The organism is Pseudoalteromonas sp. AOP31-A2-14 (genome assembly GCF_052378035.1).
Taxonomy (GTDB): Bacteria; Pseudomonadota; Gammaproteobacteria; order Enterobacterales; family Alteromonadaceae; genus Pseudoalteromonas.
Genome location: NZ_JBQSXI010000001.1, coordinates 2,310,630 through 2,335,418 on the forward strand (window position 1 = coordinate 2,310,630; position 24,789 = coordinate 2,335,418).

20 protein-coding genes and 2 pseudogenes are annotated in these 24,789 nt (G+C 39.8%); 9 read left to right on the forward strand and 13 right to left on the reverse strand.

Annotated elements, in window-relative coordinates; genetic code table 11:
• Window positions 1-26 precede the first annotated feature (26 nt).
• Together ACT3S9_RS10690 and sixA are read right to left on the reverse strand one after the other, a co-directional pair.
• Window positions 27-764: an SDR family oxidoreductase gene (locus ACT3S9_RS10690; protein WP_441836043.1), complete on the reverse strand. Its 738-nt coding sequence runs from the start codon at window positions 762-764 to the stop codon at window positions 27-29.
• Between the two features lie 144 nt (window positions 765-908).
• Window positions 909-1,379 (reverse strand): phosphohistidine phosphatase SixA, encoded by a 471-nt coding sequence (gene sixA / locus ACT3S9_RS10695; protein WP_441836044.1) that lies wholly within the window; start codon window positions 1,377-1,379, stop codon window positions 909-911.
• A 196-nt stretch (window positions 1,380-1,575) separates the two neighbouring features.
• Here sixA and ACT3S9_RS10700 point away from each other — a divergent pair, with 196 nt between their 5' ends.
• On the forward strand, window positions 1,576-4,296 hold the full coding sequence (locus ACT3S9_RS10700; protein ID WP_441836045.1) for an insulinase family protein: 2,721 nt from the start codon (window positions 1,576-1,578) through the stop codon (window positions 4,294-4,296).
• 51 nt (window positions 4,297-4,347) lie between these two features.
• A pseudogene (locus tag ACT3S9_RS10705) lies at window positions 4,348-5,934 on the forward strand (diguanylate cyclase domain-containing protein); the annotation flags it as partial.
• A 4-nt stretch (window positions 5,935-5,938) separates the two neighbouring features.
• Here the strand turns inward: ACT3S9_RS10705 and ACT3S9_RS10710 are convergent.
• Entirely contained in the window at window positions 5,939-7,075 is a 1,137-nt protein-coding gene (locus ACT3S9_RS10710; protein WP_008466968.1) for an ISAs1 family transposase, read from the reverse strand.
• 67 nt (window positions 7,076-7,142) lie between these two features.
• Here ACT3S9_RS10710 and ACT3S9_RS10715 point away from each other — a divergent pair, with 67 nt between their 5' ends.
• The 6 genes and pseudogenes from ACT3S9_RS10715 to ACT3S9_RS10740 all read left to right on the forward strand — a co-directional run bounded on the left by ACT3S9_RS10715 (window position 7,143) and on the right by ACT3S9_RS10740 (window position 14,135).
• A complete protein-coding gene (locus tag ACT3S9_RS10715) occupies window positions 7,143-7,730 on the forward strand; it encodes a sigma 54-interacting transcriptional regulator (RefSeq protein ID WP_444750937.1) in 588 nt (195 codons plus the stop codon).
• Window positions 7,723-9,168: an NAD-dependent succinate-semialdehyde dehydrogenase gene (locus ACT3S9_RS10720; protein WP_441836639.1), complete on the forward strand. Its 1,446-nt coding sequence runs from the start codon at window positions 7,723-7,725 to the stop codon at window positions 9,166-9,168. Before ACT3S9_RS10715 ends, ACT3S9_RS10720 begins: the two co-directional genes overlap by 8 nt.
• A gap of 46 nt (window positions 9,169-9,214) precedes the next feature.
• Window positions 9,215-10,249: a cyclase family protein gene (locus ACT3S9_RS10725; protein ID WP_441836638.1), complete on the forward strand. Its 1,035-nt coding sequence runs from the start codon at window positions 9,215-9,217 to the stop codon at window positions 10,247-10,249.
• A gap of 728 nt (window positions 10,250-10,977) precedes the next feature.
• Window positions 10,978-11,931 (forward strand): ribosome biogenesis GTPase YlqF, encoded by a 954-nt coding sequence (gene ylqF / locus ACT3S9_RS10730; RefSeq protein WP_444511301.1) that lies wholly within the window; start codon window positions 10,978-10,980, stop codon window positions 11,929-11,931.
• 886 nt (window positions 11,932-12,817) lie between these two features.
• A pseudogene (locus ACT3S9_RS10735) lies at window positions 12,818-13,483 on the forward strand (EAL domain-containing protein); the annotation flags it as partial.
• Window positions 13,484-13,658: 175 nt separating this feature from the next.
• Window positions 13,659-14,135 carry a DUF4234 domain-containing protein gene (locus tag ACT3S9_RS10740; RefSeq protein ID WP_441834635.1) on the forward strand — a complete coding sequence of 159 codons (477 nt, stop codon included), beginning with the start codon at window positions 13,659-13,661 and terminating at the stop codon, window positions 14,133-14,135.
• A 73-nt stretch (window positions 14,136-14,208) separates the two neighbouring features.
• Here ACT3S9_RS10740 and ACT3S9_RS10745 read toward each other — a convergent pair whose 3' ends face one another.
• Both ACT3S9_RS10745 and ACT3S9_RS10750 read right to left on the reverse strand, forming a co-directional pair.
• Window positions 14,209-15,528, reverse strand: coding sequence for a DUF58 domain-containing protein (locus ACT3S9_RS10745; RefSeq protein ID WP_441834636.1), 1,320 nt, complete (start codon window positions 15,526-15,528; stop codon window positions 14,209-14,211).
• On the reverse strand, window positions 15,525-15,800 hold the full coding sequence (locus ACT3S9_RS10750; RefSeq protein ID WP_444750938.1) for an AAA family ATPase: 276 nt from the start codon (window positions 15,798-15,800) through the stop codon (window positions 15,525-15,527). Before ACT3S9_RS10750 ends, ACT3S9_RS10745 begins: the two co-directional genes overlap by 4 nt.
• Window positions 15,801-15,931: 131 nt before the next feature.
• Here ACT3S9_RS10750 and ACT3S9_RS10755 point away from each other — a divergent pair, with 131 nt between their 5' ends.
• Window positions 15,932-16,900 carry an IS30 family transposase gene (locus ACT3S9_RS10755; protein ID WP_086959932.1) on the forward strand — a complete coding sequence of 323 codons (969 nt, stop codon included), beginning with the start codon at window positions 15,932-15,934 and terminating at the stop codon, window positions 16,898-16,900.
• Here the strand turns inward: ACT3S9_RS10755 and ACT3S9_RS10760 are convergent.
• The 8 genes from ACT3S9_RS10760 to efpL form a co-directional block, all read right to left on the reverse strand.
• Window positions 16,855-17,595: an AAA family ATPase gene (locus ACT3S9_RS10760; protein WP_444750939.1), complete on the reverse strand. Its 741-nt coding sequence runs from the start codon at window positions 17,593-17,595 to the stop codon at window positions 16,855-16,857. The genes ACT3S9_RS10755 and ACT3S9_RS10760 overlap by 46 nt on opposite strands.
• Complete coding sequence (locus tag ACT3S9_RS10765; protein ID WP_441834638.1) at window positions 17,592-18,755, reverse strand: DUF4350 domain-containing protein; 1,164 nt, start codon at window positions 18,753-18,755, stop codon at window positions 17,592-17,594. Before ACT3S9_RS10765 ends, ACT3S9_RS10760 begins: the two co-directional genes overlap by 4 nt.
• A complete protein-coding gene (locus ACT3S9_RS10770; protein ID WP_444750940.1) occupies window positions 18,752-19,735 on the reverse strand; it encodes a hypothetical protein in 984 nt (327 codons plus the stop codon). Before ACT3S9_RS10770 ends, ACT3S9_RS10765 begins: the two co-directional genes overlap by 4 nt.
• 116 nt (window positions 19,736-19,851) lie before the next feature.
• A complete protein-coding gene (ltrA, locus tag ACT3S9_RS10775; protein ID WP_086960535.1) occupies window positions 19,852-21,126 on the reverse strand; it encodes a group II intron reverse transcriptase/maturase in 1,275 nt (424 codons plus the stop codon).
• A gap of 680 nt (window positions 21,127-21,806) precedes the next feature.
• On the reverse strand, window positions 21,807-22,322 hold the full coding sequence (locus tag ACT3S9_RS10780; RefSeq protein WP_444750941.1) for a hypothetical protein: 516 nt from the start codon (window positions 22,320-22,322) through the stop codon (window positions 21,807-21,809).
• Complete coding sequence (locus tag ACT3S9_RS10785) at window positions 22,312-23,262, reverse strand: stage II sporulation protein M (RefSeq protein WP_441834640.1); 951 nt, start codon at window positions 23,260-23,262, stop codon at window positions 22,312-22,314. The genes ACT3S9_RS10780 and ACT3S9_RS10785 overlap by 11 nt, the downstream gene beginning before the upstream one ends.
• A 9-nt stretch (window positions 23,263-23,271) precedes the next feature.
• Window positions 23,272-23,979 (reverse strand): RDD family protein, encoded by a 708-nt coding sequence (locus ACT3S9_RS10790; RefSeq protein WP_441834641.1) that lies wholly within the window; start codon window positions 23,977-23,979, stop codon window positions 23,272-23,274.
• A 222-nt stretch (window positions 23,980-24,201) separates the two neighbouring features.
• Window positions 24,202-24,768 carry an elongation factor P-like protein EfpL gene (gene efpL / locus ACT3S9_RS10795; protein ID WP_441834642.1) on the reverse strand — a complete coding sequence of 189 codons (567 nt, stop codon included), beginning with the start codon at window positions 24,766-24,768 and terminating at the stop codon, window positions 24,202-24,204.
• Window positions 24,769-24,789: the final 21 nt, after the last annotated feature.

Consider the following 24,789-nt stretch of genomic DNA (forward strand, 5'->3'; position numbering starts at 1 on the left):
TGCTCGGATGGCTTATTACTGTCACTTTATAAGCCACCCGCAACATCAATAAAACCACCGGTAGTAAATGATGCCTGCTCAGAGGCTAAAAAATAAATCGCAGCGGCCACTTCTTCTGGCTGCCCGCCACGTCTTAAAGGTAGTTTTTGTTTGAGCCTATCAACGCGATTTGCTTCGCCGCCATCGAGGTGCATGTCGGTGTAAATTAATCCTGGTCTTACTGAATTAACGCGGATATTTTGTTTAGCCACTTCTTTTGCTAAACCAATTGTTAATGTGTCCATCGCCCCTTTAGATGCCGCATAATCGATATATTCGTTTGGCGAACCTGTTTTTGCTGCACCGGATGAAACATTTACAATGCAGCCACCTTGTGGCATTCGTTTAATGGCTTCACGGCTGCACAAAAAAGCACTAGTGATATTAGTGGTGAGTATTTCATTTATACGCGCAGCATCCATTTCTAACAGTGGCATTTGTGGTTTTAAAATACCGGCGTTATTGACCAACACAGCTATTTCGTCAAATAATTCATCCAATTTTTGGAACATGGCAACAACGTTCACCTCTTTAGACACGTCTGCTTTTATTATTTCAGCACGCACACCATAGCCACGAACTTTCTCGGCTACTTGTTCAGCGCTATATTGATTCGTTTTATAATTAATACAGACGTCATAACCATGGCGAGCAAAATAGATAGCCGTAGCAGCCCCTATTCCTCGACTTGCCCCAGTAATTAACACCACAGAATTAGCAGACATAAATGATCCTTTTATAAAATAAAGCAACACATGCGCAGTCGTTTGCAGGCGTTCAATAGTCATAATAAAATTCACTAAGGTAATTTGGCACTAACTTAACAAAGCCAGTTGTTAAGCAGTATTTATTAAATAGTATCAGTAACTTTAAATATTGGCTGGGGCATGAATGCTGCGGTATTGGCACTTTTGCTTAGTTTCGTCATAATCAATAACGGCCACAGCACCGGTATTAAAAATAGGCATATTACCGGGACAAAGTTGGTCAACTATATAACTAACTATGGGCATATGCGCAACTAACAACCAAGAATTGCACTCAGGATGCATGGCAATTAGAGTTTCCAAGTAGTCGGCCGCAACTTGTGGGTTACCCTCCGGCACCATATCTTGGCAAGTTTGCTCAAAAGAGAAAGTATTGTTAGCCTTTACCTCTGTGGCGGTTTGCTGCGCACGAATGTAAGGACTTACCAACAAACCGGTGGGTAGGTATTGCGCTTGTAGCCAACACCCCATTTTTGCTGTTTCTTGGTGGCCATGTTGGGTTAACTTTCTACCCGCATCATCAGCCTGCATAGGCATTGCTTCACCGTGACGCATTATTAAGATTGTTTTCATAAAAAATCAACCAATTAAAGAATATAAAACAGTAGCCAGTTTGCCCGATTGTCCGCTATATTAAAACTAAGTCATACGACTCATCTAACAAGAAATCGCTTATGATATTCAGGTAGAATCCAGTTGCAGTTTCAATGCTGTCCTGAAGTTATCATCTGTTGTTAACAAGTAAACTTTAACGTTTCAGGAGCATCATTTGAATATCAGCCGCAATGATAACAGAACATACCGTGCCCTCACACTGGACAATGGTCTAAAAATTCTATTAGTTCAAGATAAAGATTCGTCGAAGGCAGCGGCTTCTATGGCGGTTAATGCCGGCCATTTTGACGATCCCCTTGATAGGCAGGGCCTTGCCCATTTTTTGGAACACATGCTTTTCTTAGGCACTGATCAATTTCCAGAATCTGGCGGCTTTAACAATTATGTTTCTCAAGCCGGTGGTAACACCAATGCGTGGACCGGCACTGAACATACCTGCTACTTTTTTGATATTAATAACCAAGAGTTTGAACAAGCACTGGCACAATTTAGTCGTTTTTTTATCGCGCCTTTATTAAACCCGGCTGAAACTGAGAAAGAGCGAAATGCCATTGAGGCCGAGTTTAAACTGAAAATAAAAGACGATGGCAGACGCATTTACCAAGCTCATAAAGAAACCGTTAACCCTGACCACCCTTTTGCAAAGTTTTCAGTCGGTAACCAACAAACCTTGGCCGACCGTCACGGCTGTATTAGCGACGAACTACAGGCATTTTTTAATACGTATTATCAAGCCCAGTGGATGACACTGGTTATTTGTTCAAGTGCTGATATTGTAACGATGGAGCTATGGGCGCAGCAGCTATTTAGCGATATTAAAGGCTCAAGCACTCAAAAACCGGTTATTAAAGCACCTCTTTATCGTTCTGAAGATTTAGGGAAAGTACTACATATTGAGCCGCATAAGCACATGCAAAAGCTGATCGTTAGCTTTGCTATGCCGAATATAGATGATTTTTACCGCCATAAAACGGTGAGTTTTATTGCCCATTTACTCGGTTATGAAGGCCAAGGTTCATTGTATTCTATTTTAAAAGAACAAGGCTGGATCAATGCATTGTCCGCCGGTGGCGGCATTAATGGTAGTAACTTTAAAGATTTTAATATTAGTGTCGCGCTTACTGATGAAGGTATTGAGTACTATGAAGATATTGTAGAAATGGTGTTTGAATACATTTTTTTAATTACCCAAAACACAGATAAACTACCGCGACTTTATCAAGATAAAAAGAACCTGCTACAAATCGCCTTTGATAACCAAGAACAAGCCCGTTTAATTGACTGGGTTAGTAACTTAAGTATCAACATGCAGCATTACGATGAAACTCATTATGTGCAAGGCGACTATTTAATGGATGGCTTTAATCAAGTCGCCCATGAAACAGCTATGCAGTGGTTAACCCCACACAATATGCGCTTAGTACTTATTCATCCGGATGTAGAGCCCGAACATAAAACCGCTTGGTATAATACACCGTATCGCGTGGAACCAATTTCATCTTGTTGGCTAGATGCGTTAGCAGAAATAAACACAGCCCTACCCGATATGCTTTTACCAACTGCAAATCCCTATTTAACTAAAGAGGTGGTACTGCATGACGTACTTGCACCGCAAACTAAACCAACACGGTTAGTACAACAACCTGGCTTTGATTTTTGGTTTAAACAAGACAACACCTTTCGCGTAGCAAAAGGTCATTTTTATCTAGCTATGGATTCTGACTTTGCAGTCAAAGATGTTAAGCATATGGCACTTACACGGCTTTTTGCTGATTTATTTATGGACAGTGTAGCTGAAAAATTTTACCCCGCAGAGCTGGCAGGTTTAAGCTATCATTTAACTTCACATCAAGGCGGGTTGACCTTACATACCGCAGGACTCTCATCAAGCCAATTAACCTTGGTAGATGAATTAATTGATGCGCTATTCAATGTCGACATTTGTGCAAAACGCTTTGCCGAATATAAAAAACAACTAGTAAGGCATTGGCGTAATAGTAACCATAACAAGCCTGTTGGTGAACTATTTAGTGTATTAGCCGCTCAAATAATGCCATGGAACCCTGAACCTAACACCTTGGCAAAAGCACTAAAAGATACTAGTTTTCATCAGTTTAATTGCTTTAGAAGTGAGTTTTTTAAAGCGCTGCACGTCGAGTCATTTTTACATGGTAACTGGCAAAAAAAAGATGCCGAAGACTTCCATAAAAAACTCAGCAAACATTTAGTAAAATCAACCGCAATTGAGGATTTAACACGCCCTTTGGTAGAAATTAATAAAGTCACGCACAATCCGCTGACACTTAATTGCAGCGATAATGCAATGGTAGTTTATTATCAAACGCTAACCGATTCTGTAGCTGAAAAAGTAAAGATGATGGCCTTAAACCATTTAATCAATCAAGATTACTTTAATGAACTTAGAACCAATCAACAACTCGGTTACTTAGTAGGTGCAGGTTATGCGCCATTTAATACCCGCGCTGGAATTGCTTTTTACGTGCAATCGCCAAACTATGCGCCTGAAACTATTTTAGCTCGCCATAATAGCTTTATTAATGAGTATGTCGCGTCTTTAAAACAATTAAGCGAGCAGCAATGGCAACAGAAAAAGCATGGTTTAAAAACGCATATTGGTGAGAAAGACAAAAACCTTCGCTTACGCTCACAACGTTTGTGGCTTGCTATTGGCAATCAAGATCACCAATTTCATATTCAAAAAAAATTACTAAACGAGCTTGAAAAGCTTAGCCTACAAGACATTTTAAACTATGCGAGAGCGACCTTTCAGGATGATAGGCCAAGATATGAACTGTTAAGCTCTGCAAAGCCCAATAAACAGAAAAAAAGTGAAGTTTATATGCATTCTCTTTGACTCTTCAAAGCGCTTGATTTAAATTATCGTTGCAAATATAAGAATTACATAATGATAATTAAAAAGATAATAACATCGTTACTAACAATTTTATTACTAAGCTATAGCCCATTGAGCTTTGGCTTTAGTGTGTCAGTGCTTCCACAAAGCTATTTGCAATATTTACCGAGCCTATTTATTCTTATAGTACTGCCCTACTTACTCTTTACTATTTACAAACTGCGCAGATCTCGCCACCAACTTAACATTTCAGAAAAACGCTTAAAAAGTACGGTCGAAGGCAGCGGAGATACGCTTTGGGATTGGCACATTACCAATAAGCAAGTTTTTAGAATCAATGATAAATACGCTTTAAACAGAAGTAATAACGTTGATTTTCCTCCCCACAGGACTTTAATTCATCCCCACGACATAACTCAAGTTGAGCAATTACTAAAACAACATTTCGCTCAAAAAACTAACTTTTTCGAAGCAAGTTATCGTTTAAAAGATAATTTAGGACATTGGCAGTGGGTGCTTGATCGAGGCAAAATAATCGAAAAAGATGCAAGCTTAACTCCCACTCGCATGGCTGGCACGCTAAGGGATATTACCCAATTAAAAGCCACCGAAGAGCGCTTAAATTTATTCGCTAAATGCGTGGAGTCATTAACTGACGCCATTGCCATTTATGATAAAGACTTTAATTTAGTCGATTTAAACCCTGGCTTTTTAAACTTATTTGGTGGTAAGCGCGAACACTATTTAAGTAAACCTTTTACCTTGTTTGGCTACGATAAAAGCTATATTGATGAAATTAAAAAAACAGTTCGCGACACCGAGCACTGGCAACAAGAATTAAAACTTCGTAACAGCGAACACACTATACTTCCAGTCGAGATTTCGATTGATGAAATCAAAAACGAGCAACAGCAAATTTGTAATTATGTCGTAGTGTATTCTGACTTAACTGAGCGAAAAAAAGCCGAGTCGCAACTTCATAACTTATCTAACCGCGACCGTACAACCGGCTTACCTAACCGTAACTTATTTTTTATTAACCTTAAAAAGCTCGCCAAACAAGGCGCTCATCATGCTTTATTAGTATTTGATTTAGACGACTTTAAAAAAATTAACGACTCGCTCGGTCATCACCTAGGTGACAGCTTACTTGCTAAATTAGGGATGCGATTAAATAAACTAACTCGCGAAAAAGACATTTTTTACCGCTTAGGCGGCGATGAGTTTGCACTGGTAATGTCGGATACCAACGATATTCACACTATCACACGCATGACCAAAAAGTTTTTAGGCGCCATAGCTACCCCCTTTAAAATGGCAGGCCATGAACTGGTGATCACTTCAAGCGTGGGCATTGTATTATTTCCTGAAGATGGCCATACGCCGGAAATTTTATTAAAAAATGCAGATACAGCCATGTATCACGCCAAGAAAAAAGGCAATAGTTACTTATTTTTTAACGATACCATGAACCGCCAAGCGGTAAAGCGCCTACAAATAGAAAACCTGATACGCTTTGGTTTAAAAGGAGATCATTTTGAAGTTTACTATCAACCAAAAATGAATATCCGTAACGGTAAACTTGAAGGGATGGAAGCATTAGTACGCTTTATTACCCCTAAAAAGGGCATTATTAGCACGGCTAGCGCATTTTAATCCCAGACTCTAGCAGGGTTGAGCGGTAATCATCGTCTAGCCCTGCCATTTTCTTTTTCCTCGCCATACTTGCTGACTTAGATGCATCTTGTTTAAAAAGCGCCATGGCTATCTTTCGCATTACATTAAACATTAATGGCCCTTGAAGTTTGCGTATTCTCGATTCATCTTCTCTGAAGTTCATATCAAGCATCCAATGCATGCTTTCAACCTGCCAGTGACTGCGTACTGCATTGAGTGCTTGCGCTGCATTTAAGTCTAATGAACTTATATACCAGCGTGTTTCAGTGGTATCCGACCCTGCCGACTTATCATGAACTTCAGCCCTGACCTTAATAATACTCGTTAAGCCAGGCCAACGATAATCCTTGCCTAGCCAGCTTTTATCTATAAGTAACTGCTGGCATGTACGTGTTTCAACACGCCCATGTCCTGAGCTTATTTCGGTATGTTCATCACAATTATGCTTAGTTAACCTTTCACGCTCGCACTTGTGCCACCACGCTTCTAGTTCCTTTTGCATGCCTGAATGATTACCTTTAAGTGCAAGAATATAATCTGCTTTTTGTTGGATGATTTGTTTTGCTATTTCTTGTTGGCATCCCATCGCATCTAACGTAATGATACTGTTTTCAATATCGAGCAGGGTGAGTAATTCTGGTATTGCGGTGATTTCATTTGTTTTATTATCAACAGCCGTCTGCCCAAGCACTAACTGGTGTTGGCAACTCCATGCACTGACCGTGTGTAAGGCACTTTTTCTGTCTTTTGTGGTAAATGAACGCCGTGCGGTTTTGCCATCGATAGCGATGATATCTGCACCTGTAGTTTCAATCAGTGATGATATCCAAGATTGAAATGCCCTTTCTATTTCATTTGCTTTTAACCGACACATGACGCGAGCAATCGTGTCATGTTTTGGAATTCCTGCGTTGAACGTGCCGTATTTTTTTAACCAATCAAGCTTTAGGTGCCCAAAGTCTTCAATATCTTCCCATCCTTCTGCACCAGAGAGTACAGCGCTAATAGCAAGGAGAAGAATATCGATAAGTTCATGCTTTTTACAACGTTCAATGCGAGGATCTGTAATTGAATTAAAATGTTTCAGAAAAGTAGTGCTCATATTTATGCGACCAAGTAATTATTATGCCTTGATCTGATCACTACTTGCTCTATAAGTTCAATTTATAATGATCTTGCCGTGTCCCGTGGGTGGCACTGAGTTTAAAAATACCAATTTCCGTTTGATTTCGGCAACGCATCACGATCTTAAGCGTCAGGTCGAAGCTAAGTTATTTAGAGAAGACCTACTTTACCGCTTGAATGTTGTGCCTATTCATTTGCCTCCTTTAAGAGAAAGAACTGATGAAGTTAAACCATTGCTTGAACACTATATTCAACATTTTAACGACAAGTATGAATTGGATTGTCGATGGCACCCCGATCTTATTGCGCACTTAAGCTCATATGATTGGCCGGGCAATATTCGTGAGTTAATAAATCTAACCGAGCGCTTAGTTGTTACAACAGATGAGCCTTTAATTACGGCGGCTCAATTGCCAAAAGAATTAGCTATCAAGAAATTCATGAATTTAGGAGTTCATACATTGAAATCTCAAGTGGAGGCCTTGGAGCAACAATTAATCACTGAGGCTTTGCTTGAGCACGGGACAACTAGAGCAGCAGCGAAAGCATTAGATATAGATCAGTCAACATTAGTTAAAAAGCAAAAGCGTTGGCGTCAAAATAACAATGAGGAGCAAGAAGACGATGTTTGATATTGAAGCTTTAAAGTTGCGCCAAGAGGCCTTTATCAATGGGGAGTGGATATCAGCGTCCAATGGAAAAGGACAATCAATTTTAAATCCAGCGACGGATGAAATAATTGGCTCCGTTCCTCTTTTGAGTCGCGAGCAAATAGATGCTTGCATCGTTGATGCCGAGCAAGCCTTTTATAAATGGCGTGATATTAACGTACGCCAGCGTTGTGCACTTCTTGCAAAATGGGCAGAGAAAATAACTAATAACAGAGAGAGAATTGCAAAAATTCTGACCTTGGAACAAGGAAAGCCACTGAATGAGTCTCTCGGCGAAATAGATTACGCCATCAGCTATATTAATTGGTACGCCCAACCTTCAATGATGGATCACGGTGGTGTTCTGCCTTTTGCAGAAAATGCAGACACAATGATTGTCACTAAAGAGCCTGTTGGTGTGTGTGGCGCTATTACCCCCTGGAATTTTCCAGCTGCAATGATAACTCGTAAGGTCGCTCCAGCTTTAGCTGCGGGTTGTACAATGATTGTTAAACCTGCTCCTGACACTCCATTTACCGCTTTAGCCTTAGTTGAGTTGGCTGCGCAAGCTGGTATTCCAGATGGTGTTTTAAATGTGGTGACCGGCGAGGCAGAAGTCATAGGTCAGTGTTTAACGCAAAGTCATATTGTTCGTAAGTTGAGTTTCACAGGCTCTACTGGTGTTGGCAAATACTTAATGGCCGCATCCGCCACTAACGTAAAGCGATTATCTTTGGAGCTCGGCGGAAATGCCCCATTCATTGTGAGCGAAAATGCTGACATAGAAAGCGCGGTACAAGGAGCTATGGTTTCCAAGTTTCGCAATGCTGGGCAGACCTGTGTCTGTGCCAATGCTTTTTATGTTCATGAAAGTATCTATGACGACTTTTCACGTTTACTTGTTGAGCGTGTAAGCAAATTAAAGTTAGGTTTAGGCTCTCAAGATGGTGTTGATATGGGCCCGTTAATTAATCAAGCAGCCTTAGAAAAAGTGGAGTCTTTGCTAAAAGATGCCGTAACAAAAGGAGCAGAAATCGCATGCGGTGGTGAGCGATGGGAGCAATCGCCAAATTGGTTTAAACCTACGGTTTTAAATTCAGCAACGATTGATATGGACTGTGTAAAACAAGAGATATTTGGTCCTATCGCACCTTTGATTAAGTATAGCGATGAGAGCCAGCTTCTAGCGCATTTACGTGCACAAAATACTGGATTGGCGGCTTACTTTTACAGTTCTAATTTAGCTCAAATTAAACGAATTTCACGCGCGATTGAAGCTGGGATGATAGGTGTCAATACGGGGTTGATTTCTGATGCAGCAGTCCCTTTTGGTGGTATTAAGTCTTCTGGTGTTGGTCGTGAGGGCGGAAAGCAGGGAATCGAGGAATATTTGGAAACCAAGTACATTAAATTGTGTTAGCAACAAAATAATAATATTGCAGTCTTTAACAACAAAGGATAAAACTATGAAATATATAACAAAACTACTTAATGTTGCGATTACAAGTGCTCTACTAGCGTCAGCTGGTGTGGCTTTAGCTGAAACGAGCCCAATCGAAGAATTACAAAAAGACATGCCAAAAAACTGGACTAAATGGGGTAAAGAGAACCAAATTGGCGCACTTAATTATTTAGACAAAGCACAGGCATTACGTGGCATAAAAGCAGTTAATTCAGGTAAAACTTTTACTTTACAACTTCCAATTACTCATGGCATCGGCCCTGTATTTCCAGGTCGTGTTCCAGCAATGCATTATATGACTCAAGATCAAAGCATGTATTCAACAGGGAAGCTTGATGAGCTAGCGGGTGGTGTTAAGTATTCAGATGATGCTGTGTTTATGTATTTACAAGGAACTACACATATGGATGCGCTTGGTCATGCTTGGTATGGCGATAAAGTTTTTGGCGGCGTATCCGCTGATAGCACCGTGCATGGTCATGATCACGTTGATGTTGGTGTATTGGGAGAACATGGTGTCGTTGGCCGAGGTATTCTGTTAGATGTTGGACGTTTGAAAGGCGGTAAGTCAGGCCGTCTTCCAATTAGCAGTTGCGTTACACTTGACGATTTAAAAGAAACAGCTAAAGCTCAAAACGTAACCGTTGAAAAGCGTGACATACTTTTAATTCGCACCGGTTCTGTCGGTCGCTTTTATACCGATACCCCTGATGCACCCTGGTCAGCAACAACTGAACCTGGACTGTGCTATAGCAAAGAACTAATCAAATGGGTTGATAACATGGAAATTCCTGTAATCGCAGCTGATAACCTAGCTGTTGAACTAGTTCCACAAAACATCAATGGTCAAGATTATATTATTCCTCTTCACGGTGCATTAATTCGTGATCTTGGTGTCGTATTAAGTGAACTATACTGGTTAGATGATCTTGCTAAAGATAGTGCAAATGATGGCCAGTATTCCTTTATGTTTACAGCTGCTCCTTTGAAGATGAAAAAAGGGTCAGGCTCTCCAATTAACCCGATAGTAATTAAATAATAAAGCGCTAAGAAGCTACTGTAATAACTTTGCTAGGTTATTACAGTAGTATTTCCGTCTGGGGATCACCATCTGGGCTAGTGTCATAGTAATAGACTGCTGATATTGGGCGCTGGTTGGCATAACTCATTTCAGCACGCCGTTATGTAAATACTACGCCACGGCTCCAGTCTACGTGTTTTTCTCATGGTTAGCGTCGCTATAGTGGATAAATGGATAACCATTTCTACCATTTTTGATTTAATTAGATATGCTTGGAATTCATTTTTTGTTTTATTGTGAGATGATAAGACGGATTTTTAAGGGGATTGTTTATCTGATCTTCCTTCAGTTACATATTCTATCAAGTCTAGCGCGGTTAATTACAGTATCTGAGATGTCATCAAAGCTCACTGCATACTTTTCCAGGCGCTCATAGGTTTTGTTGTTATTGAAAAATCGATTGAACCAGCTTTGAGCTGTGACGTTTTTAGCTCACCATGCTATTTAACTAATTATTTGTATTGTTATATACTATTAACTATGTATACAGGTAAAACCTTTACCTGAGAATTATTAAGTCTAGTGATAACATGCCCATTACCGAATAATGTAAGCACCTGCAATAACTCTAAGTTATGTAGTAAACTTCTCACTATTAGTTAAGGTGATAAATCGATATTATTCACCCAGTACCCCACACAGTCCCCCATGGTGTTATGGGTTGAAATAAAAGGTTTACATATCAAATGAGTAGAGCAGGAATACAGTGGTTCCCTGGGCACATGAACAAAGCCCGTAACGAAATTAAAGAAATAATGCCGCAAATGGATGTGATCATCGAAGTGCTTGATGCGCGCATTCCTTACAGTAGTGAAAATCCGATGGTGGCAACCTTGCGTGAAGGTAAGCCGGTCATCAAAATTTTAAATAAAGCTGATTTAGCCGATCCGAAAATGACGCAAACGTGGAAAGGCTATTTTGAGCAAGAAAATGCTGTTAAAGCTATTGCGTTTGGTAATGATAAGGCCGCTGAAGTTCACCGGATTAATGAGCTTTGTAAAAAATTAGTACCGCATAAAGTCGGCGCTGATAAGCAAATAAAAGCGATGATCATGGGGATTCCTAACGTTGGTAAATCTACGTTAATTAATGTATTGGCTGGACGCATTGTAGCAAAAACAGGCAACGAGCCTGCAGTCACTAAAGCGCAGCAACGTATTAAGCTTGAAGACGGAATTATGCTTTACGATACACCGGGTATGCTGTGGCCTAAAGTAGAAAACGAAAACTCGGGTTATCGTCTTGGTGCTACGGGGGCAATACGTGATACGGCGCTTGATTATGAAGAAGTGGCAAGCTACGCCGCTGAGTATTTATTACATGCTTATCCTGAGCTATTAAAAGCGCGTTATAAACTCGATGAACTGCCAGAAAGTGATTGGGAGTTTGTGGAAATGGCAGGTAAAAAGCGTGGCTGTATTCGTGGTGGTAACCAAATCGATACCTATAAAATGTCTGAAATTCTAATTAACGAATTGCGTGATGGCATTATTGGCCGTATTACTATGGAAACACCGGCGATGCGTGAAGAAGAAGAGATCATGGTGGCTGGGTTACGCGCTGCAGCAGAAGCCAAAAAAGCTGCCAAAGAAGAAGAGAAAAAGCAACGTCGGGCACGTGCGCGCAAAAATCGTCGTTAATTTTTATACTGCTCAGCGCACTAAATTACAGACATAAAAAAAGCCCGTAAGGGCTTTTTTAGTTTCATATCTACCGTCACCGATATGAGCAATGTAGCAAGTAAAATAGTAGGGCGGCTACCCGTTATCAACCTCAGGGGCGTTGTGATTAATAACAGGTAACCATCGCTTTAACGTGGGCTACACGTTGTTTCAGGGTCGAGAAACAAATTCAGTTTACTCCATAACAAACCGCTGTGCTTTATCGTCTTGTTGATATTGATTATCAGTTAGATTTGGTTTTGTGTCAACACTAAATGCAAATAATTCCTATTTATTTTAAGGCTGTTTATATAGATACATGGAAAACAATTAGTTAGCACTTAAAGTTGGGCTATAATTTTTATTAGAATGCCTATGCTGAGATTTAATAATAATTAAAAAGAAGCTGTTATGTTTTTTATTTGATTAATAAGCCTTTGGCAAGTGTGTATTTAAGCGTTTTATTTGCTGTAGCAAGTTGGGCAGATAAGCGTAAATCATTACTTTTAAATACTTAATTTATGGTTTTTCGCTAGGTGTTTACTGTACTTTTTAGGTTGCTAATAATGGTTGGTGGCTCGTATCTACTTAAATAGACACTGCTTTGTGCTTTGTATTTGGCTGGCAAATTTATTGTCGTATCGCACATATTGTTCGTCCGTACAATTTTAGTTACGCCGACAATGTCTGACAGGCGCTAACGAAGTAACTCAATCGATGGTCGATATCTTATTTGACCCAAACTCCAGTAAAAATTCACTGGAATGCTTATCAAAAGAGGGATTAGTTAACCTTAGAAAAATATTTGATGCTTTTAATGAGTATCAAAAAAACCTATTTACACAGGAAATGGGCTGCTTAGGGCCGTGGCATTATTAGCCCTAGTGTATTTATTCCTATTGCAGAAGAAACCGGGCAAATCATCGAAATTGGTGAAGTGGTCCTCAATAAAGCCTGTCGCGATGTAAAAGACTGGGTTGATGAAGGACTGTTTAATGGTCGAGTCGCTGTGAATCTATCAGCAAAGCAGTTTAGCTTGCCAGACTTAACCACCCGTATTGATGTGATCTTACAAAAAAATGCTCTACCCTCTTACTTTTTAGAGCTTGAAATCACCGAAGGCACTGTAATGGATGATCCACAAGAAGCTATTAGCATTATGCGCTCACTTAGTGCCCGTGGCATTCACTTGGCAATGGATGACTTTGGGACGGGCTACTCTTCATTAGCCTACTTAAAGCAATTCCCACTAAACACCTTAAAAATCGATAAAGCCTTTATTGGTGATATGAAGTCTGAACGTGACCGTAATATGGTCGACTCAATCGTTACCATTGCCTACAACCTTGATTTACATGTTGTTGCCGAAGGGGTTGAACAAGCAGCACAAATTAATATATTAGAGCAATTAAACTGCCAAACTGTACAAGGTTACTTCTATTCAAAGCCACTGTCTCGTAGTGAGTTTACCCAGTTTTTAAAAAGCCAGCGGAGCAAGTCAACCCCGAGCTTAATTCATTCAGTTAGCTAAAGCCTCCAAGCAGCATCCAGCATAGTTCAGAGCTGGCATTAAGATATATTATTATCATCAACAGAATGAATAAAAGTGTCAGCACCGATATACAAAAAAAAACTCTATGTATGATGATAGCAGCCCCAAGGCAAATACCCTTATCAGGAACAACCATATTTAATAGGAATTAATCATGTCTGATAACATTGAAAATGTATACGAAGCACCTGAGTCAAACCTTTCTCAAGACAACAGCTCTAATAATAAACCAATTCTCGATTTTGAGCGGTTTTCAGCATGGGGGGTCTTCTTCTTAGCGTTTCTGACTCTTGGAATTTATGGTGTATATTGGTTAGTTTCGCGTACACAAAAAGCCAACTCATTAGCAAAACATCAGTTAAATATAAACCTATTATATGGTTATATCGCACTATATGTAATTAATTTTGCCCTATCATTTGCTGCGCTTCCCCCAGTTTTATCGTTTATTCTTTCATTATCGTCATTTGTAATAGGTCTTGTAGTGATATTCACTCTTCGTACATCACTCGTTGAACTAATTAACGAAGGAAGTAATGAGCCTGTAAAATTAGGCGGTATTATGACCTTCTTCTTCAATATTATTTATTTCCAATATAAAATTAACGAAGCGATAGACAATCAAAAATAAGTTTTATTTTTAGTATTAAAAAAGGCATTGATATCAATGCCTTTTTTATTTCTAAACTCTCATTTCTAAACTCTCATAATACGCCGGAATGTTTTACACTTAAGTACGTATTAATCACATTAGGTAATAATTGCTCTGGCTTACAATCTATGGCAATAACACCTTCTTTTCGCAGCTTAGCCATATTTGCCTTGTGTGAATTTAGTAAGCTCAGTGCTACGCAATACTTTGTTGCGTCTTGACTATCAACAATTGGCTCGTCGATAACTTCATTTAGTGCGTAGTTATCAATATTGACCAATGCCACTAAGTGATGTTTTTGAAGCAGCTTTATAGCAGGGAGTAATTCTTCAAGACTTTGTTCGTCTAACGTCGTAACCAGTAGCACCAATGAGCGTTTACTACGCTTAGCTATTAATTTATTTGCGGCAACGATGTAGTCACTACTACTTTGATCTGGGTATAAATCATAAAAATGATTCATCACCCGAGATACATTCTGAGCACCTTTCACATTTGCTAACCATCGCGTTTGTTGGTTAAAACTTTGCATACTAAACCAATCACCTTGTTTCAAAACACGATGTGCAAGTAAAAGTAATGCATTAAGTGCGTGATCAAAGTGGCTGCCTCGTGTTGCTTCGATATTCATTTTTTTTGAAGCATCCAGCATGACTACCACATGCTGGTTTTGTTCTTCTTGATACTCTCGCGAAATAAGCTTGCGCCTTTTACTTGTCGCTTGCCAATCAATCTGACGAACACTGTCGCCTTGACGATACTCACGTAGTTGATGGAACTCTATTCCAGAGCCTCGTTTTTTAGCCAGTTTAAGGCCACCAATAGATTTTTTACTTATCCCGTTTAAGGACTGACTTGCTCTAACTGCGCTGAAGTCTGGGTAGACTTTAAGTATAATTTTTTGTTTGATTAACCAATTTGTCTGCCAAAACTTCCAAGGAGAACTAATTCTAAGTTCTACTGTATTTAGTGCGGCATTTCCCCGCTGTTGTCCTCGTAACCTAAAAGCCAAACACGCTTTTTCTGTATTTGCTAACGCAACACTTTTGATCGGTTTATCTAGCTCAATAACATTACTAAAGTGCAAGCTGACATCGGTTACTAAGCCTTGCTGGCTATTATTACTAATAATTAGCTCGGCCGTTTGCCATCGTAAAAGAGCCATATTTTGACTTGTTTTTACCGCAACCTCTATATCTCGAGGTAACCACGCCAAAACAAAATCAATTAAGACCAATAGAGTAAGCCCAATAAGTATTGCTGTAATAAACATATTGCCAAGAGCTAAAAGCGCACTGATCAATATAATTACCGCCAGTGAAAATAACAGCTTAACCAACCTTTTAGCTGGGCGAAGCTTTGTACGAATCATGAACGGGGCGCTTCAACACTAGCTAAAATTGAATCTATTATTTGTTCATGAGAGACACCTTCTAACTCTAAATCTGCAGATAAAATTAAACGGTGGCGTAAAATATTAGGAGTCACTAGTTTAATATCATCAGGAATAACGAAGTCACGACCATTAATTAAAGCGGTTACTTTTGCCGCTTTTATAATATTAATTGAGGCACGAAGCCCGGCACCATGAATAACGCCTTGCCAGGTGCGGCTACTGCGTACAACTTCTACAACATAATTCATTATTTTTTCGTCCACTAAAGTGGATGCGCATAATTGTTTAATTCCTAAATTCGGATAATAAGTGCAATTTCTCAGATTAGATGGCCAGCTGTTATAATTCGGCCATTTTCTCGCCAAAGGAAATTGCTTTAATGAAATATAAACAGCTGACACAAGAAGAAAGATACCAGATTTACGCGTTAATAAAAGCAGGAAATAACCAAAAGCAGATAGCTGAAGAACTAACTCGTTCACCGTCATCTATTTCTAGAGAGCTAAAACGCAATAAAGGACTTAAAGGCTATCGGCCTAACCAAGCCAATAACTTTGCTGAACAAAGACGTAAGTCATCTTTCAAAGCAAGTAAGTTAACAGAGGACGTCACTCACTGGATTAATAAATTGTTGCATGACGGACTTTCCCCTGAGCAAGTGGCAGGCCGCTTAGCTTTAGAGAAACAGGTCGTTTTACATCATGAAACAATTTATCAATATATTTACAGAGACAAGGCTCGTGGTGGCAAGCTACATAAGACACTCACTCGTGCATGTAAAAAGTATAAAAAACGCTATGGAAGCTATGATAAACGTGGACAGATAGTTAATCGAGTCAGCATTGATGAACGCCCAAGTATTGTGGATTCAAAGTCTAGGATTGGTGATTGGGAGGGCGATACAGTGATAGGTAAAGGGCGTAAAAATGCGCTTGTCACAATGGTTGAACGTAAAACGTTATATACAGTCGTTCACAGAATTGAAAGCAAGCATGCGAAAATAACAGCCGATGCGCTGATCACGTGTATGACACCATATAAAGGTAAGGTTATTACCGTGACGTTAGATAATGGAAAAGAGTTTGCTCACCATGAGCATGTTGCACAAAAATTAGAAGCTGATGTGTATTTCGCTCATCCCTATTCATCATGGGAGCGGGGCATAAATGAGAATACCAACGGCTTACTTAGACGCTTCTTCCCCAAGGGAACTGACTTTATGGCGCTAAGTGAAGCAGAGATACAGGCGGCAGTTGATAAGCTCAACCATCGGCCAAGAAAAACAAGAGGGTATAAAACCCCTCATGAATTATTTACGGGGCAATCAGAAGTTCTGGTGGCTGCATAATGATTGCACTTAATACTTGAATTCAAGATTTGAAAAATGTCATCAGCTGATAAAACGCTCGGTAAGTTGTCTACACTCGACTCATTTGAAAACACTTGTGTATTTAACTTAAGTAACTCCACTTCGGCTTCGTGAGATGGAAAGTCAAGTTCAACTTTCATCATGAATCGGTCAAGTTCTGCTTCTGGTAGCGGATACGTTCCTTCTTGATCAAGTGGGTTTTGCGTGGCTAATACCATAAAAGGCGAAGCCACTTTTAAAGATTCACCATCTAACGTTATCTGCTGTTCTTGCATTACTTCGAGTAATGCTGATTGTGTTTTTGCAGGAGCTCTATTTATTTCATCAGCAAGTAAGATATTAGTAAAAGCAGGTCCTTTCTTAATTGTGAATTCACCTGATTTCATATCATACAAACTATTTCCAAGCACATCTGAAGGCATTAAATCAGGAGTAAATTGAACTCTTGAGGAAGACACATTAAGGCTCTTGGCAAGCGCTCTAACTAGCAATGTTTTCCCTAATCCTGGAACGCCTTCAAGCAGCACATGGCCCCCTGCAAACAAGACTGTTAAAATATCTTCGACGATTTCATCTTGACCTATTAAAACACGCGCTATATTCGCTTTAACTTGCAGTATCGCTGATGAAGCTTCTGGTAAGCTTATTGGTCCTGTTGGTGATTCGCTTGTCATAGGGCATTCCTTAATTGTTTAAATCGCTTAATATATTCGACTTTTTTCGGTTCCGACTCTGGAAAAGTGCTGGACAACAGTTGAGCAACTTGTTGCTGATCGAAATTAGTAAGCCTTGCAATAACTTCTGCTTGCTGCTCGTTAGTTAATTTTCTAAAGTTTGGTACTTTAAGCTCAACCCTTTTGTAAAAATCTCGCATTAAAGCATCAACGAAGATCCTTTCATGGCCATGCTGGACACAAAAATTAGCAACCGCTTGAACGTGATTATTAAAACTTACTTTAATTAATGCATCTGGCGCGTAGGCTCGACCAATGCGACTACTCATACGCCACACCCACGTAACGGTCAAAACAAGTATAATGATGACTAATTGCCAACTCCAACCCCAAAGCTTTGCAAACCAATTAGAGTAGGTTAAATAGGGAATATAAGTAATGTTTTTCGCATCAGCTGCAAGCCAAAGTAACAAGCTACCATGATCTAAATCCCGAAGGTTATTATTTGTAAAAGGAGTCATTGAAGGCAACACAATAACGCGACCATTGCCTATTGTAATATCACAAATAACCACATTACTTGCGTCATTTTTAACGGCTCGACCCGGACAATTTTCTACACTATATTTTTCGCTAAGTTCAAGCTCAAGGATACTGTCAGTACTGAGCTCAAAGCTGGTATTTCTATTAGTCTCAGAGTTGATTGAAGATAACAGGTCAAACTCTTTCTCATCTGTCGCAATACGAATACCCAGCGTTTGAAAAAAAATACTATTATCGATTCCTAATGCCTCACGCTGTGATGATAAGACATAAATTAATTCCCCCCCCTGATTAACCCAGCTTAGTAATTGCTGATTTAGTTCATGGGACTCACTCAACGCAGCCTCATCTAAAATAAGCCGTGTATTATTATTTATACTCAACGGATCAGTTTCAATCTGAGCAACCACTAGCTTGTCTTTATCTTTGTGCCACTTTATTTGATAACGGTTTAGTAAGCGCTGCGCCATTGTAAAATTGTCTTTAGCAACATTGGGATGAAAGCCAGTTTCAACCTCTTTCTTCTCCCAATTAAGAGCAAGTAAAGCACTCGCAATTAACATAACTATAATAGCAATAATACCCACGACGACTACAACAAGAAAGTTGCGTTTCATAAATTAGGTCCTTGCTCATTTAGGCGTGCATTTTTTAATGAGCTAACCTCATCTGCTAGCTCAGCAAAGTTAAAGTCAATATGCTGATGGGCCCACGCCACTTTCATCCAAGTCAAAAATAAACGTTCGAAAATAGGTTGTTGCGATGGAGGTATTTTCTGATAAATTGCGAATTGACACTCACTTTCAGTCATAGAGTAATGCAGCTTAACACTATGCGCTTCCTGTGCCCAAAAAAGTGAGAACTGTAATAAATAAGCAAGTGCTCGTCTTAAGTTTCCTTCTTCATAAGCTTGTTTAGCTGCTAAAATCAAATCTTTAGGTATATCATTGTGCTGAATGTCCGCAAACAGCGTGGGTATTACATGCTCGCTGTTTTTACTCACCTTGTCATTAGGTGCAACACTTGTAAAAAAGCCTTTATTTTTGTAGAGATAATAAGCAAGTAATAAAACTAAGCCACCGACTAAAAGCCACGACAAGTTGCCTAAGCCTGTACCAACCCACTGAAAAAAGGACACTACCGATGATAGAAAGTCTTTTTCAGAGCTCCCGTCTGATTCATCAAAATGAGGTACCCATGTTGTTTTTTTCTCAATAACATCATTCTCAGCATATAAAGCCGCAACATCATTTTTAATGGTTTGTTTATTAAGCTCTTGTGCATAAGTTTTAGGTGAAGGTGCTAAAAAAAGAGCACTCACAAAAAAGCAGAGTACAGGTAAAATAGCTTTAAATCGAGATCGCATATTTTTAAACGCCAGCTCAATATCCCAACCTTCTAGCTCAACACGTCGATGTAAATAGGCTAAAAACCCTCCGGTTACAAATAAAGGAGCGATTAATGCAATAACAAAGATATAGATAAAATTAAACGACACTTCTACCCAAGTAGGATCGCTCTGAAACTGGTAATATTGCTCCTGTAGCGAAAAAGAGCCTGGGGTTAACGCTATAATAAGAGCAGCGATGCTAAACACCAAAATCAACTCAAAATGAACACATCGAGTAGGGTGAGGCTTATGCCTCATCCCTCTCACAGAACCGTACGTACGGACCTCGTATACGGCTCCTGTACCCTTCACATTTTATCAACTTATTTCCTAAACGCCGATAAAGCAAGCCATCCCGTATTCACTTTTTCTATTGGATATAAACCAAGCTCCTCAAACCATTGGTTTGGCATCGATACACAAGATAAAGGGCTTAGTGAGTTACGCCACGAGTTCATCTTAATGAACTTAAACGGTGGCTTTTTTCCTAACTGTTTTAGTCGTCGATGTAGCCTTGATGGCTTCTTCCACAACCTCAGCTGTATTGCCCTTAGTCTTCGTCTGATCCAACCTGCCAAGGCTTTTAGCTCTCGTTTACAATTGGCTATACTAAAATAATTTACAAAACCGCGCACAACTGGATTTAGCCGTTTTATTACTTCTGCTAAATTTATGCCGCCGTTACGTTTTGTTAATTGCTTCACTTTTTGTTTAAACCCGATGAGTTTTGATGCTTGTATCCGTGTCCACTGGCTACCTATCTCTACTCCCAAAAACTTCACTCCTTTGCTGCTATGAGCAATATGGGTTTTATTTTGGTTCACGGTTAATTTCAAGTCTCGCTCTAGTATCTGGGTGGATGCCTTAAGTGCTTCTTGCGCTGCTTTTTCTGTGCTGCACAAAATCAAGATATCATCTGCATACCTCACTATTCGGTGATTACGCTTTTTCATTTCTTGATCGAAAGCATCTAGGTAGATATTGGCCAATAACGGGCTAATTACGCCACCTTGTGGGCTTCCTATCGTACTAGCCTCCCAGTGTTCACCTATCATTACTCCGCTTTTTAAGAACTGATTAATCAGTTTTAAAATACTACCGTCCGTCACTTTGCGTCTAACACTCCTAATTATCAAAGCATGATCAAGCAGGTCAAAACACTTCGACAAATCCATGTCTACGACCCAGTCGCGATGGTATTTACGGATAAATACACTTGCTTTACTGATAGCGTCATGACAGCTTCGTTTCGGCCTATACCCATAACTCGATGGGTGAAAGTCGATGTCGAATATCGGTTGGAGTATGTTCAATAGTGTTTGTTGCACTATTCGGTCTCGAACTGCGGGGATACCTAGCATTCTGACACCGCCATCATCTTTGGGTATTTCCACCCGTTTGACAGGTTGTGCCCTATATTGCTTGGTTTGCAGCTCAAGTTGCAGTTGTTTTAAGTTTGCTTCTAAATTCAGGGCGAATGCGCCTACGGTCTGCCTATCTATTCCGGCCGCTCCTTTAGCTGCTTTCACTTTTTTGAATCCCTTGTACAGGTTATTAATGTCTAATAATTGTCCGTACAAGCTGTAGTAAACTGTCATTTTCTGCCTTTGCTTGCGGTATGTCTGCTCGTGTCACTCTACTTATCGCTGATTCTTCATGATGACATTAGGTGTGCTAGCCTTTTTTGGCAATCTGCCTAAGTGGTCAGTCATTACTCCATTGCTCGCCCTTCAATTCTCAGCGTCTACATTCCTGTTTGGCCGTCATATTTTGGCTATTTCCGTCGAAATACTTGTGAGCCGATAAACAAAAGTTCCCGTCTTTCATACGCTTAAAGAATACTTCCCCCCTTCGCAATCAATTAAAGCTTTTGGCTAAAGTTGACCCCATCAAACATAATGTTGATGGTCGGCTTGGTTTTCCCCTCCACACCATTACTGGCTTTCATCGGCCTAGCCTTACTCACTACTACGGGTTCATCTGCCACCTCACACCGACACTAAATCTTGGCTTTCACCTTGAATTTAGGCCACTTACTCTCATTAAGTTTAGATGCCAGGCTTCCCCAGTTACTGCACTGGCTCCCTGTTAGAAATCCCACCCTCAAGCACAGTATTGGTCTGACTAAGTATAGGGCGTTGCGCTATTTTGCACGCTGACCCACCAATACTGCCGAAACAGGTTACGGTTAGTTGTGTACCTCTAACTTCTTATGGCTTCCTTCAGACCCCACCGTTGGCCAGTGACGCCCTTGCCATTCAGATTATCTTCCCCTTAGTCAGGGTGATAAGGCATCTTTCAGCCTATCGGGTTTGCCAGCTTCGCTGGGCAAACAAAATAGCATCCATAAAGATTGCTTAGGTTTATTTGAAGAAAAAAGCAACAATTTACGAGCCTTTTTACGCTGCCCAGATAAGTTTTCAAGTTGTTCTACAGGCGCTAGAAAAGCGCGGTTTGGACTTAACCGTAATGTAGTAAGGTGCAAACAAAAATCAACAACTGACAACTTAAAAATACTGCCTATACTGGAGCGAATACTAGCTTGTTGGTTAAATATGACTTTTGAAAGATAATCTAACAGCGGCCGCTCAAAAACAGGCTTTAGCCACCAAGCAATCAATGCTCCCCATGACCAACCAAGCACTAAACCTAAAATGAGAAAGAGTGGTAATACCAATGACAAATAGATTGCAAAAAGAGCCATAAAATGTCGCTTCGTTAGCAACAAAGCTAAGTCAAATATTTCGTAGGACGTACGACTACGAGGATTAAAGCTTAGGTGGTTAAGTTCCATAACGCATTCCTTTATACAAACGGTATATTACGTAGGACCAACAAATAGCACCAGTAAAAAATTTAAACTCATCAGCAATATCACGTGGTGACCAGAACGCCTCTATAAATGCAGCTAAAACTAACATTATAAAAGCGCCAACAATTAAAGGTAAGGCTTTTTGAGCAGCATCTCTGATTGCATAACTGCGTGTATATTGTCCTGGATTCAATAACCCGAAGCCTATTTGGCAACCAGCCGCCGAGGCAATGATAATTGCTGTCAGCTCAAATGAACCATGAGTGACTACAAATGAGAAAAAGGGCCCTTCAAAGCCAACATTAACGATGTGCCCTGCTATCGCACCAAAATAAAAACTGTTAAACAGCAAAGCAAACACAGCACCGACACAAAACAACACACCGCCTGCAAACATCTGAAAAGCAATACCAATGTTATTATAAATATAAACACCAAACATCATTACATCTTGACCACTGCTGCGTGCTTGTGATTGCACACTGCCACTTGGGTCATACATTTTTTCAATTTCAAGTACCGTGCTTTGTCCTAAAAATGTATAAACAGCGTCGGGGTCTAAACGAACCCAAATAAAAGCAATTAACGCTAAAAAGAAAAAAGCAACTAGGTTAATGCTAAGCATTAAACGATTTTCATATAACGCACGAGGAAAAGCATTTCGTGATAAATAAAGAATTTCTGCAAATTGATTTTTAGGCGTTTGATAAAGCCTTTTTTGCCCTTGATGAACTAAACGGTTGAGTCGTTCAACTAGCATAGGACTATAATGGCGTGTGCGTGCAATGGCTAAGTCATTGCATATTTTTCGGTATAATTTGGGGAAATGCGAAGGTAGGTTTTCTTTATCGCCAAGCTCACACAACGACTTAAATTCATACCATACTTGATCATTACTATTAACAAATTGATGTTGCTTCATTATTAACCTTTACTCAGTGTTATTATTAGTCATATAACCTGAAAAATAACGTGCATAATTGAGTAGTCGCATATCGCTTTGTTGATCATCGCAGTCAATTACTTTTGATAAAATACTTGCCAGCTCAATTCGCCTTTCATTGGACAAGGTGTCACTTCGCTCAGCGAAGGTTAAAATAGCTAACTGCTCTTCTGTTGTGAAAGCAACGCTTGGCACCTCACTGCCCCCCTCTGGTAATGCAGGTCGCTCTAAGAACTCCTCATCATAAACAATTACCGTCCCTGCAGCCCAATCACCAATACGCTTGAAACGCTCATTAAAACTCATTACCAATAAGCCAAGAAAATAACCAAAAGGAAGCATATCTGCCGGGCGCAATAAGTTACGGACCACTATTTGGGAAAAGCTAGCGGGTAAACCATTATCTTGAACAACGCGGATACTAAGACGCTTTTTGCCCGGAGTTTGACCTGTTCTCGCTTCAAAAAAAATATTGTAACCCCAAGACACCACAAAAAAAGTGAGGAGTATAAGCCCTTCGCCAACCTCACCAAGTAGCCCAAAAATAAGCGATAAGACAATGATTATGATACTACGTATAGTAAAATCAATCATATAAGCATAGCTGCGTGCTACGAGCCCTACTGGGGTAATCGCAATTTCGACCCCTTCAGGTAAATTAACATAGTGTTTATTTTCTAGTCCGTGGCCAATCATTAAACCTACTAAAAATTATAGTTATATCGCGTTAATACAAATCGATATATAAAGTATGTATATATTTAAAGTGTATCGAATAATTACGTAATTGTGCTTACTATAACACTTTAACGATAGAGTTTAAGAATAGAATATTCTTTTAACTTCTTTTCTAACAATAAAAAGGTGACCAACCAAACGCTGCCCACCATAAGTGTAACCGTGCCACTGCATTTACTTTTAAGCGCGACCCATAAATTTTTGCTCTGCGGTATTGATACGAATGCGGTCACCGGTTGAGATATGCTCAGGTACCTGGATGCTTAGTCCTGTTGATAAACGTGCTGGTTTTGAACGCGCGCTGGCTGAAGCTCCTTTAATTGAAGGGTCTGTCTCTTCAACCACCAACTCTACGCTTGAAGGTAAATCGATCCCTACTGACGCACCATCAATTACAATAACATGCATACCTTGAGTTTCTTCATTAACGAATAAAATCTCTTCGCTTATCGCGTCTTTATTGAGGTTATATGGCGTATAGTCTTCATTATCCATAAATACATATTCTTCACCATCAATGTACGAAAAAGTTGACTCACGACGTATTAAATCAGCTAACTTAAGCGGGTCACTATCTTTAAACGTTTCATCAACTTTACTGCCAGTGACTACATCATATAAACGCATACGATATAAACTGCCCCCTGCACGACCTTGCGGTACTGAACGTACAATATCTTTAACCACTAATACGCGGTTATTAAACTCAATAGCAGTACCTTTTTTAACTTCACTTGCCTTTGGCATTAGTGTATTCCTGTAGTTTAT